The following is a 15,144-nucleotide window of genomic DNA, read 5'->3' on the forward strand; positions in this document are numbered from 1 at the left end:
CTGGCATGCAGGCACACCTGGAGTGTCTTTCACACACGCCGTTGCTGGGTCACCACGACCCAGCCCAAGCCGTACTGGACGAAGTTTTTGCGGTACAGAAAGCCGCCCGCGAACGTGTCGCGGCTTTCAAACCTGATCTGATCGTGCTGTTCACTCCCGATCATTTCAACGGTTTTTTCTACAACGTCATGCCCAGCTTTTGCATAGGCACTAGCGCCCATGCCATTGGTGATTTTGACAGCCTGGCCGGACGCCTGGACGTGCCCTTCGAGCTGGCGACACAATGCGCCACCCATGTGATCAATAGCGGCGTGGATGTGGCCATTTCGCACGATATGCAGCTCGATCATGGTGCCGCCTATCCGCTGGAACATCTGGTGGGTAGTCTGGATCAGTACCCGGTCATCCCGGTGTTTATCAATTCGGTGGCCGCCCCCTTGCCGACCTTCAAACGTGCCCGTTTGCTGGGCGAGGCCATCGGGCAATGGGCCCGCTCGACCGGCAAGCGCGTGCTGTGGATCGGTTCGGGTGGCTTGTCGCATCAACCTCCTGTGCCGGTGTATGCCGAGGCACCCGATGCCGTGCGTCGCTCGCTCGATGGCGAAGGCTACACGCTCTCGCCCGAGGCGCGTGCTGCCCGTACACAACGCACCATTGATGCCGGCAAAGCCTTTACTCAGGACCCTTCTGTTCTGCACCCACTCAACCCCGAGTGGGACCAGGGCTTTCTGGATCTGCTTCAAACACAAAGCTACCAACAGCTCGATGAAGTGGCGAACGATGACGTCTCGGCACTGGCCGGGCGCAGTGCCCACGAGGTTAAGACCTGGGTGGCCGCTTTTGCCGGACTGTCAGCCTATGGCCCTTATGAAGCGGGGCATCGCTATTACCGCGAAATTCCCGAGTGGATTGCCGGCTTTGGTGGCTTGTCCGCCCATCCGCGCCAGAACTGAAATCCACCACAACAAAACCTCAGGAGATTGTCATGAGTCTGAATGAATCTGATTACAGCCGTTTCGCGACCGTGGTCGAGGAAGGCAAAGAACTGCGCATCCATTACAACGATTTGGGCCAGGGTGAACAGACGGTCGTCATGTTGCACGGCTCAGGCCCCGGTGCCACCGGCTGGGCCAACTTCAACCGCAATATTGAACCGCTCACGCAAGCTGGCTACCGCGTCTTGCTGATCGATTGCCCTGGCTGGGGCAAGAGCGATTCCATCGTCAACAGCGGTTCGCGCTCAGACCTGAACGCCCGTGTGGTGAAAAGCATTATTGACCAACTGGGCATAGACAAAATCCACATGCTGGGTAACTCCATGGGCGGTCATAGCTCGGTTGCCTTTGCCCTGACCTGGCCTGAACGTCTGGCCAAGCTGGTTCTGATGGGTGGCGGCACGGGTGGCATGAGCCTGTTTACTCCTATGCCCAGCGAAGGTATCAAGCTGCTGAACGGCCTGTACCGCGAACCCACGCTGGAAAACCTGAAACGCTTTAACAATGTGTTCGTGTTCGACGCCAGTGTGCTGACCGACGAGCTGCTGCAAGCGCGCCTGAACAATATGCTCAGCCGCAAGGATCACCTGGAAAACTTCCTGAAATCGCTGGAAGCCAACCCACGTCAGTTCCCGGATTTCAGCCCGCGTCTGCCCAGCATTAGCGCTCCTACCCTGATCATCTGGGGTCGTCAGGATCGTGTTGTGCCTTTCGATACCGGCCTGCGCCTGCTGGCAGGTATCCCCAATTCCGAGCTGCACGTCTACAACCAATGCGGTCACTGGGCGCAGTGGGAACATGCCGAGAAGTTCAACCAGTTGGTTCTGGATTTCCTGGAGCGTTGAGATGAGCGAAACATCCAGCGATCTGCTCGACACCCTGGCCAGCCGTTTGCGCCAGGCCGAGAACAGCAGTCAGTCCATCGAGCCGATTCGCAGCCTGATTGGTGAAGACAATGCCGAGGCAGCCTACGCCATCCAGCGCATCAATATTGCCCGAGGTCTTGCCCAGGGCCGTCGCCTGACAGGCCGCAAGATTGGCCTGACCAACCCCAAGGTCCAGCAGCAACTGGGCGTGTCGCAACCCGACTTTGGCGCCCTGTTTGCCGACATGGCCTATGGCGATGGCGAAACCGTTCCTGTCGAGCGCGTCCTGCAACCGAAGATCGAGGCTGAAATTGCCCTGGTGCTGGAGCGCGACCTGCCCCATGCCGACACCAGTTTTGGCGATGTCGCCGCCGCTGTGGGCTGGGTCATGCCCTCGCTGGAAATCGTCGGCAGCCGCATCGCCAACTGGGATATCCGCTTTGTGGATACCGTGGCCGACAACGCCTCCAGCGGTCTGTACGTGCTGGGCGGTCCGGCCCGCCGCCTGGACGGTCTGGACCTGCGCAATGCCCGCATGAGCCTGCATCGCAATGGAGAACTGGCCTCCAGTGGCAGTGGTGCCGAATGCCTGGGCCACCCCTTTAATGCCGCCGCCTGGCTGGCTCGCACCATGGCCAAACTGGGCGAACCGCTACGGGCCGGCGATCTGATTCTGACCGGTGCCCTGGGCCCGATGGCACCCGTTGCCCCCGGCGATCATTTTGAAGCCGTGATCGAGGGCATAGGCTCGGTATCCGTCACCTTCAGCGCAGGCTAAGTCCTCTTTGTACGGAGTAACACACATGACAAACCCCAACGGCATTGCCGTCGCCATCATTGGCTCGGGCAATATCGGCACCGACCTGATGATCAAGGTGATGCGCCAAAGCAAGCACCTGAAAATGGGCGCCATGGTCGGTATCGACCCGGCCTCCGATGGCCTGGCCCGTGCGGCCCGCCTGGGCGTGCCCACCACCCATGAAGGCCTGGACGGGCTGTTGAAGCTGCCCAACTTCAAGGACATTCGCATCGTGTTTGATGCGACCAGCGCCGGTGCCCACGCCCGTCACAATGCCGTCCTGCAAGAGCACGGCATCCAGGTGATTGATCTGACACCTGCCGCCATTGGTCCATACACGATCCCGGTGGTCAACCTGGACGACAATCTGGACGCCCCCAACATCAATATGGTGACCTGTGGCGGACAAGCCACCGTGCCCATTATTGCGGCCGTCTCGCAAGTGACCCCGGTGCATTATGCCGAAATCATTGCCTCGATCTCGTCCAAATCGGCTGGTCCGGGCACCCGCGCCAATATTGACGAATTTACTGAGACCACCAGCAAAGCCATGCAGGTCGTGGGCGGTGCCACCGTGGGTAAAGCCATTATTGTGCTCAACCCGGCCGAACCACCCTTATTGATGCGCGATACCGTCTACACCCTGAGCGATCCGGGCAAGGAAGCGGAAATCGAACAATCCATCCAACGCATGGCCGACAAGGTGCAGGCCTACGTGCCGGGCTATCGCCTCAAACAAAAAGTGCAATTCGATGTCATCCCCGAGGACAAGCCCATCAATGTGCCTGGTCTGGGATGGCGTTCCGGCCTGAAAACCTCGGTGTTTATCGAAGTCGAGGGCGCGGCCCACTATCTGCCCGCCTATGCCGGCAATCTGGACATCATGACCAGTGCGGCATTGGCCTGCGCCGAGCGTCTGGCCCAAACCCGCCTGCTGACGCAAACCGCATGACACGCAAGGACACCACAATGGCACACGATCCCAACAAGAAGCTCTATATCTCCGATGTGACCCTGCGCGACGGCAGCCACGCGGTGCGTCATCAATACAGCGTGCAAAACGCCATGGATATTGCCCGTGCCCTGGACCAGGCCAAGGTCGATTCCATTGAAGTGGCCCACGGCGATGGTTTGTGCGGCTCCAGCTTTAACTACGGTTTTGGCGCGCACACCGACCTGGAATGGATTGAGGCCGTCGCCTCGGTTGTCACGCACGCCAAGATTGCCACCTTGCTGCTGCCCGGCATTGGCACCATCCACGATCTGAAGGCTGCCTACGACGCCGGTGCCCGTACCGTGCGGGTGGCCACTCACTGTACCGAGGCCGATGTCAGCAAGCAGTACATCGAATATGCCCGCAATCTGGGCATGGACACGGTGGGCTTTTTGATGATGAGCCACATGACGACCCCGCAACACTTGGCCGAACAAGCCAAGCTGATGGAAAGCTACGGGGCGACCTGCTGCTATGTGGTCGATTCAGGCGGTGCCTTGAACATGAATGATGTGCGTGACCGTTTCCGCGCCTTCAAGGACGTGCTCAAGCCCGAGACCGAAACCGGCATTCACGCCCACCACAATCTGTCCTTGGGTGTGGCCAACAGCATTGTGGCCGTGGAAGAAGGCTGCGACCGTATCGATGCCAGTCTGGCGGGCATGGGCGCAGGAGCCGGCAATGCGCCCTTGGAAGTGTTTATTGCTGCCGCCGCACGCATGGGCTGGAACCATGGCACGGATCTGTACACCTTGATGGATGCAGCGGACGACATTGTGCGCCCCTTGCAAGATCGCCCCGTACGCGTCGATCGCGAAACCCTGGCCCTGGGCTATGCAGGCGTGTACAGCAGCTTCTTGCGTCACAGCGAAGTGGCCGCACAGAAATACGGCCTGAAAACCGTGGATATTCTGGTCGAACTGGGCAAACGCCGCATGGTGGGCGGTCAGGAAGACATGATCGTGGACGTGGCTCTGGACTTGCTGCAACGACAGGGCACCACGGCCTGATTTCAAAAAACTAAAAAGTTCTACCCCCGGCTCACCGCCGCTTTATCGCGCGATGAGCCGGGTTTCTGCACCCTGAATTCGGGGCGGGCAGGTGGCAGAAGCAAGAAAAAAAACGTCCCGGTAAACCGAGGAGACATTGAAATGACACAAACCCACGGCCGCAAGCACGCGGTCATTACGGTGGCGATCTGCTTTCTGATCGCTGTTATCGAAGGCATGGATATCCAGGCCGCTGGCATTGCCGTGAAAGGCGTGGCAGCAGAGTTCGGTCTGGATAAAACCTACCAAGGCTATTTTCTAAGCGCAGGCATTCTAGGGCTACTGCCCGGTTCGCTCATGGGCGGGCGCTGGGCAGATAAATACGGTCGCAAAGCCGTGTTGATTGCCTCGGTCGCCATCTTTGCCCTGTTTACCTTGTTCACCGCCTGGGTCAACAGCCTGGCCACCTTGTTGCTGGTGCGCTTTCTGGCCGGTGCTGGTTTGGGCGCAGCCATGCCCAACCTGATCACCTTGGCTGCCGAGTCCGTCAAACCCGAACACCGTGCCCGCGCCGTGGGCATGATGTATGCGGGCATGCCCGTTGGTGCAGCCATTTTGTCGCTGGTAGCCGCTTCCAACTTTGGCGAGAACTGGAAAAACATCTTCTACCTGGGTGGCTTGCTGCCTCTGCTGGTCATTCCCGTGATGGTGTGGCTGCTGCCTGAGTCACGCGAGTTTTTGCAAGCACGCCAGAATCGAACCATCGTACAAGGCCGCTTCCAGGACCTGTTCAGCAATGGTCTTGCCGCCCGTACCCTGCTCTTGTGGGTCAGCTATTTCTTTACATTGATGGTGGTGTATCTGATGCTGAGCTGGCTGCCCTCCCTGTTCCAGGAGCTAGGCTTTAGCCGTAAACAAGGCAGCACCGCCCAATTCTGGTTCATGGTCAGTGCAACCGTGGGCACCGTCTTGCTGGGCTATCTGACAGACCGCTGGCACAAGGCCTTAGTCATCGCCCTGATGTATGGCGGAATCCTGGCCGGTTTGCTCAGTTTGAACGGTGCTTCCGGGCTGGAGCAGATGTATTGGGCCGCCGCCTTGACTGGTGCTTTTGTGATCGGCTGCCAGGGTGTCTTGTATGCCTTTGGCGGCATCGTCTACCCCACTGCCGTGCGTGCCACGGGTGTTGGCACCGCCGCCGCAGTAGGCCGTATTGGCGCCACCCTGGGCCCCACCATTGCAGGCATGTTGCTTAGCCAGGGCTATGGCGCTGCTGGTGTAATCACCTCCGCCATCCCCTGCATTATTGTCTCGGCACTGTGCATGTTCCTGGTGGTACGTCAGATCAGTCAGGAGCAGACACAGGCATCCGGCACCTGCGCCCTGCCTGCAGCAGGGAAAGCCTAAAAGCAGAGCGGATTGCAGACCAACACCAAGCTGTGTGGTCCGCAGGGCAATCCTTCCATAAGCAGCCCTTGTGCTAAGGCTGCTGCCAACCAAGCGAAGGCACTAAAGACATGAGCCGCCCCCCAACGCCGAAGCCCGTATTCGACTTTGGGGGCGGCTCGAAATGGCACAGCCATCTTTTACAATGCCATGCCTGTTTTGCCCAAGCAGACTGATCGGCGGCCATCCCTGATAAGAATGAAAACAAGAATAAAGAATGACGGGATACAATGGCCGGCTGCTACTTTGACAGCATTTTTCTATAGCCTGGCCTAACCCTGCTGCGGGAAACAAGAACAAGGCGCCAGGCCCAGCACGGAAACACGAGTGATGGACACAGTCATACTTCTTCTGATCGCCGCTATTGCCCTTCATTTTGTGCGGGCACGCTATCAACGCGGGCGCATTATCTTGCTGGGCCACCATCTGAGCAGCTTTCAGTTGGAACGCCACATGGAAACGCTGACAGAAGGCTATACCCGTGCGATTGGCGAACAGGATCTCTCGCGCCAACAGCAGGTTCTGGACATGTTTGCCCAGACTGAAAACGCCGTGGCTACCCAGATTCAATCCTTGGCCGATGCACTACAAAAAGAACCGGCAGAAAACACCCGTGTGGGCATGTTGCCTTTTTGTGTGCCTTACGCAGAACGAATCATCCCGTCCATGACGCGCGACTTTCGCCAGCTTTTGCAGATTCATGCCGCCGGTTTGCGCCATGTTGTCGACAATCCCGAGCAGTTGGACTCCAAAAGCCGTGCCTATCATTTGTCAGCCGAACTTTATCTGTTCCAACATAGCTGTCACTGGTTTTGCAAGTCCAAAACCGTGGCCGATGCACGCTTGCTAGCACGCCATAAAGTCACTCATCAAAAAGTGTTGGAGTCCGTGTCTGCCCAGACTCGCAGCGCCTATTTGCGCTGGCAGCAAGGCCAGGGCAAGAGCTAGTTGGTCCACTGGAAAACCCTAGTATTTTTCAGAAGGCATATTTTGTAGATTAAATAAGCAGACATCTTCGTCTGCCAAAACAGATGCATGCGCTGCCAAAGTTGCCAGCGACATGCAGGCAATAAAGCCTCACTCCCTGACACCAGGGGTGGGGCTTTTTTTGTGCGCGCGATTGATGCATGCCTGTTTTATGACCACCACAAGGAGAAGACAAATGACGGTAAGTGTGAAAGACGCCTTGGCCGCAAAAGGGATACATCCCAGCCCCCAGCATCTGGAGAAGCTGGAGGTCAAATGGCGCGAGATCCAGGCCATGAAAGGCAATCTGGAAGGCATTGCCATTGACGATGCAGACGTCGCCATCAAACACCTGGCCGGAGGAGACCACCATGAATAAAGACCTACTTGAACTGAGCGTTATCGACCTGGCCGACAAGCTGCGCAGCAAAGCCGTCTCTCCCGTTGAAGTGACCGACAACCTGCTGGCCTACATCGAGCAATCCAACAAGCAAACCAACGCCTATATTTCCGTTACCGCTGAGCAGGCCCGCAAAAGCGCCAAACAAGCGGAACAGGACATCATGGCCGGAAAGTACAAAGGCGTTTTCCACGGTGTTCCGCTAGCCCTGAAAGACAATATTTACTTTGCGAACGAGGTCACCACCATGGCCTCCAAAATCCACAAGGACTTTGTCTCCAAAGACGACGCCACCGTGGCTACCAAGCTGCGCGATGCCGGGGTGATCTTCACCGGCAAGCTGAACATGCACGAATACGCCTGGGGCATCGACAACAACAACCCGCACTTTGGCGCCGTCCATAATCCCTGGAATGCCGACCGCGTCCCCGGTGGCTCCAGCGGTGGCTCGGGTGCGGCCGTGGCCTCCCACAGCTCCTACAACACCCTGGGCACCGACACCGCCGGTTCCATTCGTATCCCATCGGCTGCATGCGGCATCGTCGGCCTGAAACCCACCCATGGCCGCGTCAGCAAATTCGGCGTCTACCCCCTGGCCTGGACCCTGGACCACGTAGGCCCCATGTCCAAAACCGTCGCTGACGCCGCCGCTATGCTGGAAGTAATCGCCGGCTTTGATGGCCGCGACCCCACGTGCGCCAAGGTCCCGGTCGGCTCCTACCTGAACGCGCTCAATGGGAATGTCAAAGGACTGCGCATCGGCATCATCGAAGACTATTTCTTCAAGAACGTAGACGCCGGTATCGAAAAAGTGATCCGCGACCGTCTGGCCGACCTGGAAAAACAAGGGGCCAAAGTCATCCCGCTGAACGTCCCCGCCCTGCGCTACTCCGAATGGGCCGAACTGGCAGTCAGCCTGACCGAAGCCGCCACCATCCACCATCAGGACCTGATCAAGCGCCCCGAGGACTTTGGCGACGACATCCGCTTCCTGTTTGAACTGGGCGAACTGTTCAGCGGTATCGACTACCTGCAAGCCCAGCAAGTACGCCGTGCGTTGAAACAGCAATTCACCGCCACCTTCAACGACGTAGACGTCATCATTGCCCCCACCCTGCCTTGCCAGGTACCCAATATCGGCACCGATACCGTCAATATCAACGGCAAAACCCTGGACTTCATCGATGAAGGCATCCGCTTTACCGGCCCCAGCAACCTGACCGGCCTACCCGCCATCACCGTACCCGCCGGTATATCTGAGGGCATGCCCGTGGGCCTGCAAATCATTGGCCCCGCCTTTGAAGAAGCCCGCATCTTGAACGTCGCCTACGCCGTGGAAAACATGAAACCACTGGCAGGACACCAGCCCGTCCTGAAACCGTAAGCTCAACAAAGCACCACAGGAACAAGCCCCTGTCCGCCAACCGCAGACAAGGGCTTTCTTTAGTAAAGCGACTAAAAGACGCAATCTGTTTAGCTTGGACCCAGCTAGCGAAAACAACAAAAATACGACTCTGAGCTATCTTCGTCTTTCAGCACCCCAAGCTGGACGCCAAACACGTCGGGCTACTCCTTGTCTGCTCAGTCACTTAAGTGGACTCAGACCGTTTGATCCCACCCGAACTGGCCCGATACCCCCGCATCCGACCAAGCCAGGCAAAGACAAAGCATCCACCACCAGTTCAAAGCCAAAGCCAAAGCCAAAGCCAAAGCCAAAGCCAAAGCCATCAAAATCGTAAACACAGAGGGACTCTATTTTCTTTCAATAAGCCATTCGGGTTCGCCCCAGGGCTGAGCGGCGAGTCAGAGTTCTTGCCGCGGGCGATTGCGGGATACGGGGTACAAGCGCCCTTCTGTTCGCGCCCGACGCTTGTGATGTGTCCGGGGGACACATCACCGGGCAAGTTAAGGGCGCGCCCGTATCCTGCAATTGCCAAGGGGACCGACGCGCAGCGTCGGCAAGGACTCAGCCGCTCAGCCCTGGGGCGAACCCGAATGGCGTCTTTCAGAACGAGCCCCCTGCTACCAACCCGAGGCACTTCAGACAAGAAAACAATCTAAACGAAGTCAAACAGCGCAGGCATTACACCCACCCCAAACAAGGCATTACCTCCTGCGTCAAATGCGCCACATTCAGGCGCATCCTGTCCCTAAAATCCTTGTCTACAGCAAACGAGGCCCCCGGCATCAGCAAGATCCCCTGCTGTTCCAGCCTCTCTATATAAGCCGTCAAATCCGGCATATCCGGGTGCCCAACCCACAAAAACATCCCGCCCTGCGCTGGAACCTCAAACACCCAGCCATATTCCGTCAACGCCTTTTGTGCAATGTGCTGATGCGTCATCAACTGCCGCTGAATTGCCTGCGTATGTTTCGCATAGGTGCCATCGGCCAAAATGGTATTGACGAAACGCTCACAAAACCCTGGCACAGCCACGCTGGTCAACAACTTCAAACGAATCAAAGGATCGAGCAACGACGTCCCACAGGCGATATAGCCAATCCGCAAAGAGGCCGACAAGGACTTGGAAAAACTGCCTATATAAACCACATGCTCCAAATCTCCCAGCCCCGCGAAAGTCTGCCGCACACCGGGGAAGAAATCCCCATACACATCATCCTCGACAATCAGGAAATCGTGCTCCGCCGCCAGCTTGACCACGGCAAAAGCCACCTTGGGACTTAAGCCTGCCCCAGTCGGATTATGAAAGGTACTATTGCAGAAAAACGCCCGTACCTTGTGCGCCTGCAGAATCTGCTCCAAAGCCACCACATCCGGCCCATCGGCCAAGCGCGGCACACCAACAGGCACACCCCCACACAAGCGGATCAGCTTGATCAGATTGCTGCTACAAGGCTCATCCACCAGAACATAATCACCCTGACGAATCACAATTCGGGCGATCAGATCCAACGCTTGTGTCGCACCTAAGGTCGTCACAATTTGCTGGGGGGACACCTCAATCAAGGTCGATTGCCGCAACAGCATGGACAACTGCTTGCGCAGCGGCAGATAGCCCTGAATATCTCCATACTCCACCAGACCACTGCGCCCCGAGCGCGCTGTCTTGCGTATAGCCTTGGCCAAGGCATCCGTATCCCTCCACGGTACAGGCAACCAACCACAACCCAACTTGCACTGCTCGGGCTTGGCCTGCAAGATCTTGAGCAAAGGGTCCCGTGCCGCTTCACAAGGGGACAGAGGCAAATGCTCCCCCAAACCAGACCAGCGAGCCACAAAATAACCGCGACCTTGCAAGGCCTCCAGCATCCCCTGGCCAACCAGACGGGTGTAGGCACTGACCACGGTGTGATGGCTCAGGTTTTCTGTCGCCATCATCTTGCGGATGGACGGCAACGGCTGCCCCACCGCCCATTCACCCTGAACAATCGCTTCCTTCAGACGCTCATAAAAATCCATGCTGCCTGCCTCTTAACACTGTTAGAAAAAATTAACTAACAGTTTTCAGGATAGTACACCCACTGTTCGAGACAAGCGCATCGTGAACATACAAAATGGTCCCCACCGTTTTCACGCACTCAGCCACCGTTGGAGCCGAGACAGACGTTCCCCTTGAAAGGTCTATCTATCACCGCGCAGCACCATGACATCCACTCATCTTCCATCTCGAACCTACCTGTATTTCCTGGCCCAATCCATCAACCTGACTACTGCCGTCATGTCCGTCACCATGGCAGCACTGGTCGGCGGCAGTCTGGCGCCCGAAGCCTGGCTATCGACCGTGCCTTACGGTTTTCAGTTCCTGTTTGTGATGCTGTTTACCCTGCCTGCGTCCAAGCTGATGGCCGCCATAGGCCGAAAAAAATCCTTTCTGCTGGCCTGTCTGTCCTTGGCCGCCTCTGGCGTGGTCGGTTACTGGGCAATTGAAATGAAGCAGTTTTCCTGGCTGGTGGCCTCACATGCCCTACTGGGTATTTATATTGCCTTTGCCAACTTCAACCGCTTTGCCGCCACCGACGGGCTTAGCGCCGCGTTAAAACCGCGAGCCATTTCCTTGGTCGTAGCCGGAGGGGTGATTGCCGCCGTATCGGGCCCTTTGCTGATACGGGGTTTGAAAACCAGCAGCTTTGGGCCCGAGTTTGCCGCCTGCTATGCCGCTTTCACCGTGTTGGCCGTCGTCTCATTCATTCTGAATCTGTGCATCAAACCCATACAGCCTGCTCAACAGGCTGCACGCAAACCAGGCAACCGTGGCCAGACCTTAAGCCTGGTACTGCATAACAAGACACTGGCCATCGCCATTTGCATCGCCGCGATTGGCTACGGCATCATGAACCTGCTGATGATTCAGGCCTCCATGCACATGTCCCACCTGCATGTACATTTTTCAGATATCAGCACCGCGATTCAATGGCATGTACTGGCCATGTTCGCCCCTTCTTTCTTTACCGGCTTTCTGATTCAAAAGTTTGGTTTGAAAACCATTGCCATTACCGGCATTTTACTTTTGCTCTTGAGCAGCCTGATCAACATCGTGGGCCACAGCTATACGACGCTCAGCCTTTCCTTATTGATTCTAGGCTTAGGCTGGAACTTTACTTATGTGGGTGGCAGCGCCTTGCTGACACAGGCCCTGGAAGGCAAACCGCACTCTCTGGAAGTACAGGGTGTGAATGATCTGGGGGTTTCCATCTGCGCCACACTGGGGGCCTTCGCTCCGGCCTTTCTGTTCAGCTTTGCTGGCTGGGGCGGCACCAATATTCTGTCCGCCATTATCTGCCTGGTGCTATTGCTGCTGTCCCTACTCTATATCCAGCCCACAACGACAAACACCAAGCCTTAGAACCGGGTCTGCCAAGATCACAACAGACTCGCCGTTATCGATGAAATCGCCGCTGACCTGTATGGAAAGCGGCGATTTTTTTGCCTGCATCAATAATCGAAAGCCATGAAAATCAGATAGTTCTTACTTCGCAAGCTGAATCTGCATGTTCCAATTTCATGCACACAACACGCTAATGCAAACTGCCTCTATTCAAACGGACCATCGCCTAAACAGGCGCCAGGCCCACCATTTTCTCGGTTTGCAGCACGGCTCGAATTCAATGCTCGCCCCTCAAAAAACGGAATAAAGATAGTCGAACATCTCGAGGAATTTATGCGATTTACCTTTCCCGGTGCGGCCATTGTGGCCGCCTTTATTTTATCTGCTTGCCAAGCCACCACCCCTACCCACACGACTGAAGCGCCCATTGCCTCCAGCCAGGAAGATAAATGCTATCAAGAACTCGCCGCGCTAAAAGATCTGGATCCGCTTGCCTACGAAAAATACCGACAGCAAATGCAAACTATTGACGAGAATTTTGGCGTCTACAAATCCAATGAAGCATTGATTGATGAAAACGCCTCTGAAGTCATGCTGACCGAAGTCAATAAGATGCTATCTCTGGTTTGTGTCCGGATTAATAACGCTGTCTATTCCAACATGATGGATCGCGTTCAAAGCCTGAACAAGCTATGAGAAAGTACATGAACGCAGCACTTTGCTGCAGTTTGCTGCTGTTTTACGAGGCGTCCCATTCGGTTGGCACTGGTCTTCTGGACCGCTTGGCCCATGAAAACATCATTGGCGATGGCCTTGCCCGCCCGCAAGGGGACGAGCACTCGGCACGAGCCAACGCCATCCCCGTCACACCGAACACCACAAACCAGGCCGAGCACCATGCCTTACTCAGAAACGAGCTGCATCAGGCCAACACACAACTGATCGCCTTACAACAACGCTTGTCAGATAGCGAAAACCTGAACAGCCAACTGCAACAACAGTTGCTGCAACTACACGCAGAGCCAGACGGCTCCATGATCTTGGCCCCCATTGCTCTCGATCAGGAACAGAACCTGGCGCGCATCAAGGATTTAAGTCAGCGCCTGGAACAAGAGCTGAACCAGAAACATGCCCTGGAATCAGAGCTGGAGAATTTGCAAAAAACTCGTGGCCACGACCTGCCCAATGGCCTGTCACAAGACAGCAGGCAGGCTGCGATTGAAATAGCCTCTCTCAAGAAAGACATTGACGACCTGAAAGCAGCAAAGCAAGACTTGCAGCACCGGCTGGTCGCACAAGCTCTGACCTCAAACCAGGCCGAACCCACTGGCGTGCCCAGGCGCATGATTGTAAATAATGCGGCATCAGCCGATGTTCGTCTTAGCTACGCCATCGGTACCTGGTATGCCGACAGTGCGCCACACGAGACACAGAAACTGGCCTCTATCGGCAAGAAGCTAGATTTACAAGCCTTCTCCCAAGGTTTTAGCGACAAGATAGACCAGCGCCTGCAATTGTCCTCCAGCATCATTTCCGTAGAACTGGCCAATGTCGACAAACTATTGGAACAGGCCATGCTGTCCAAGAACGAGAAACAGGCCCAATCGGTTCTGGCTGCAGCGGCGGCAGAAAAGGGGGCAGTCAAAATGCAGGATGGCACGGTTTACAAGATCTTGAACAAAGGCAAAGCACCCATGGTGACCGCCAGCAGCGACATCTTGTTTGAGCTGGACGAAGAGCTGGGAACAGGGGAAATACTGGCCGCCAGAGAAAGCAAAACCAGCCTGACTAAAGATTTGCCCCCCTTATTTCAAAGCATCGTCAAACAGCTAGGTATTGGCGGCTCTGCAAGAGTCCATATCCCCATCACCGAGGCTCATGCAGGCACCGGAGTGCCGCCCGGTTCGGTATCAATTACCACTATCAGGATCATCGGTGTGAAATAAGAAAAATGCCGATACTCGTATAAAAATCGAGTATCGGCATCTTGACTGGTTTAAGTCCCAAGCTACGGTGGCGGATTCATGCCTTCAAACGAAAAAAGAACTTCTACCATGATCGCTTACTTGGCGGTATACCCGCCATCGACCACCATACACGCCCCCGTCATGAAACTGGCCCCGTCCGAGAGCAGGAAAGCAATCGCGTGGGCAATTTCATCGGCATGACCCAAACGGCCAATCGGATGTTGGTCCACGAGTGCTGCACGGGCGGCATCATCTAAACCCGACAGAATCGGCGTATCCACATAACCGGGGTGGATGGTGTTGATGCGTACACCTTTGGAGGAATACTCCAGCGCAGCCGAGCGGCTCAAGCCAATCACCCCGTGTTTGGCGGCGTTGTAGCCGGGCAAAGTGGGGTTGGCCACCAGCCCCATGATGGACGACATATTGACGATAGCGCCCCCGCCGGCAGCCAAAATGGCGGGGATCTGATAGCGCAGACCATAGGCCACGCCGTTCAGGTTGATGTCGATCAGGCGACGCCAGCCGTCCAGATCCATCTCGCCAGCCGGGCCGGAATCCCCGGCCACACCGGCGTTATTGACGGCAAAGTGCAAAGCACCGAAATGTTCAATAGCGCCATCAACAGCGGCTTTCAACTGATCGGGCTGAGTCACGTCGGCCATATTTGCCACCGCCTTGCCACCGGCCTGCTCAATTTCCTTGACCACGGCCTGGACCGCGTCGGCCTGTACATCAGACACCACAACCGACAGACCATTGGCCGCCAGCAGGCGGGCCGTTGCGGCACCGATACCCGAAGCGGCGCCCGTCACCAGAACAGAATGGCCGGAAAATGAGTACTTCATACTGACAACTCCTTCAAAAATTCACTGGAACCCAGTCTCAAGACTTGCGCTGACGAGTCCTGGATGCAGCACCCGTGCTGGCAGGCT

14 protein-coding genes are annotated in these 15,144 nt (G+C 56.4%); 12 read left to right on the forward strand and 2 right to left on the reverse strand.

Annotated elements, in window-relative coordinates; genetic code table 11:
* Positions 1-5 precede the first annotated feature (5 nt).
* The 9 genes from OKX01_RS14080 to OKX01_RS14120 all read left to right on the forward strand — a co-directional run bounded on the left by OKX01_RS14080 (position 6) and on the right by OKX01_RS14120 (position 8,839).
* Positions 6-953 (forward strand): 3-carboxyethylcatechol 2,3-dioxygenase, encoded by a 948-nt coding sequence (locus OKX01_RS14080; protein WP_264671961.1) that lies wholly within the window; start codon positions 6-8, stop codon positions 951-953.
* 32 nt (positions 954-985) lie between these two features.
* The gene (locus tag OKX01_RS14085) at positions 986-1,840 is read left to right on the forward strand and encodes an alpha/beta fold hydrolase (protein WP_264671962.1); all 855 of its coding nucleotides are present in this window, start codon (positions 986-988) and stop codon (positions 1,838-1,840) included.
* 1 nt (position 1,841) lies between these two features.
* A complete protein-coding gene (mhpD, locus tag OKX01_RS14090; RefSeq protein ID WP_264671963.1) occupies positions 1,842-2,639 on the forward strand; it encodes a 2-keto-4-pentenoate hydratase in 798 nt (265 codons plus the stop codon).
* Positions 2,640-2,664: 25 nt separating this feature from the next.
* A complete protein-coding gene (locus OKX01_RS14095; protein WP_035272042.1) occupies positions 2,665-3,612 on the forward strand; it encodes an acetaldehyde dehydrogenase (acetylating) in 948 nt (315 codons plus the stop codon).
* Between the two features lie 17 nt (positions 3,613-3,629).
* Positions 3,630-4,664, forward strand: coding sequence for a 4-hydroxy-2-oxovalerate aldolase (gene dmpG, locus OKX01_RS14100; protein WP_094197440.1), 1,035 nt, complete (start codon positions 3,630-3,632; stop codon positions 4,662-4,664).
* 141 nt (positions 4,665-4,805) lie between these two features.
* Positions 4,806-6,050 (forward strand): 3-(3-hydroxy-phenyl)propionate transporter MhpT, encoded by a 1,245-nt coding sequence (mhpT, locus tag OKX01_RS14105; protein WP_094197441.1) that lies wholly within the window; start codon positions 4,806-4,808, stop codon positions 6,048-6,050.
* Positions 6,051-6,419: 369 nt separating this feature from the next.
* Complete coding sequence (locus tag OKX01_RS14110; RefSeq protein ID WP_264671964.1) at positions 6,420-7,037, forward strand: hypothetical protein; 618 nt, start codon at positions 6,420-6,422, stop codon at positions 7,035-7,037.
* 214 nt (positions 7,038-7,251) lie between these two features.
* Complete coding sequence (locus OKX01_RS14115; protein WP_026484623.1) at positions 7,252-7,434, forward strand: hypothetical protein; 183 nt, start codon at positions 7,252-7,254, stop codon at positions 7,432-7,434.
* Positions 7,427-8,839 carry an amidase gene (locus tag OKX01_RS14120; RefSeq protein ID WP_264671965.1) on the forward strand — a complete coding sequence of 471 codons (1,413 nt, stop codon included), beginning with the start codon at positions 7,427-7,429 and terminating at the stop codon, positions 8,837-8,839. The genes OKX01_RS14115 and OKX01_RS14120 overlap by 8 nt, the downstream gene beginning before the upstream one ends.
* A 699-nt stretch (positions 8,840-9,538) precedes the next feature.
* Here OKX01_RS14120 and OKX01_RS14125 read toward each other — a convergent pair.
* A complete protein-coding gene (locus OKX01_RS14125) occupies positions 9,539-10,876 on the reverse strand; it encodes a PLP-dependent aminotransferase family protein (RefSeq protein ID WP_264671966.1) in 1,338 nt (445 codons plus the stop codon).
* A 184-nt stretch (positions 10,877-11,060) separates the two neighbouring features.
* Here OKX01_RS14125 and OKX01_RS14130 point away from each other — a divergent pair, with 184 nt between their 5' ends.
* The 3 genes from OKX01_RS14130 (at position 11,061) to OKX01_RS14140 (ending at position 14,188) form a co-directional block, all read left to right on the forward strand.
* Complete coding sequence (locus OKX01_RS14130) at positions 11,061-12,260, forward strand: MFS transporter (protein WP_264671967.1); 1,200 nt, start codon at positions 11,061-11,063, stop codon at positions 12,258-12,260.
* A 315-nt stretch (positions 12,261-12,575) separates the two neighbouring features.
* The gene (locus tag OKX01_RS14135; protein ID WP_264671968.1) at positions 12,576-12,938 is read left to right on the forward strand and encodes a hypothetical protein; all 363 of its coding nucleotides are present in this window, start codon (positions 12,576-12,578) and stop codon (positions 12,936-12,938) included.
* Positions 12,939-12,946: 8 nt separating this feature from the next.
* Positions 12,947-14,188: an FKBP-type peptidyl-prolyl cis-trans isomerase N-terminal domain-containing protein gene (locus tag OKX01_RS14140; RefSeq protein ID WP_159086130.1), complete on the forward strand. Its 1,242-nt coding sequence runs from the start codon at positions 12,947-12,949 to the stop codon at positions 14,186-14,188.
* A gap of 116 nt (positions 14,189-14,304) precedes the next feature.
* Here the strand turns inward: OKX01_RS14140 and OKX01_RS14145 are convergent, their stop codons facing one another.
* On the reverse strand, positions 14,305-15,057 hold the full coding sequence (locus tag OKX01_RS14145; protein ID WP_249459952.1) for an SDR family NAD(P)-dependent oxidoreductase: 753 nt from the start codon (positions 15,055-15,057) through the stop codon (positions 14,305-14,307).
* Between the last annotated feature and the right edge of the window lie 87 nt (positions 15,058-15,144).

This window comes from Alcaligenes sp. SMD-FA (assembly GCF_025960365.1).
Classification (GTDB): Bacteria; Pseudomonadota; Gammaproteobacteria; order Burkholderiales; family Burkholderiaceae_B; genus Alcaligenes; species Alcaligenes aquatilis.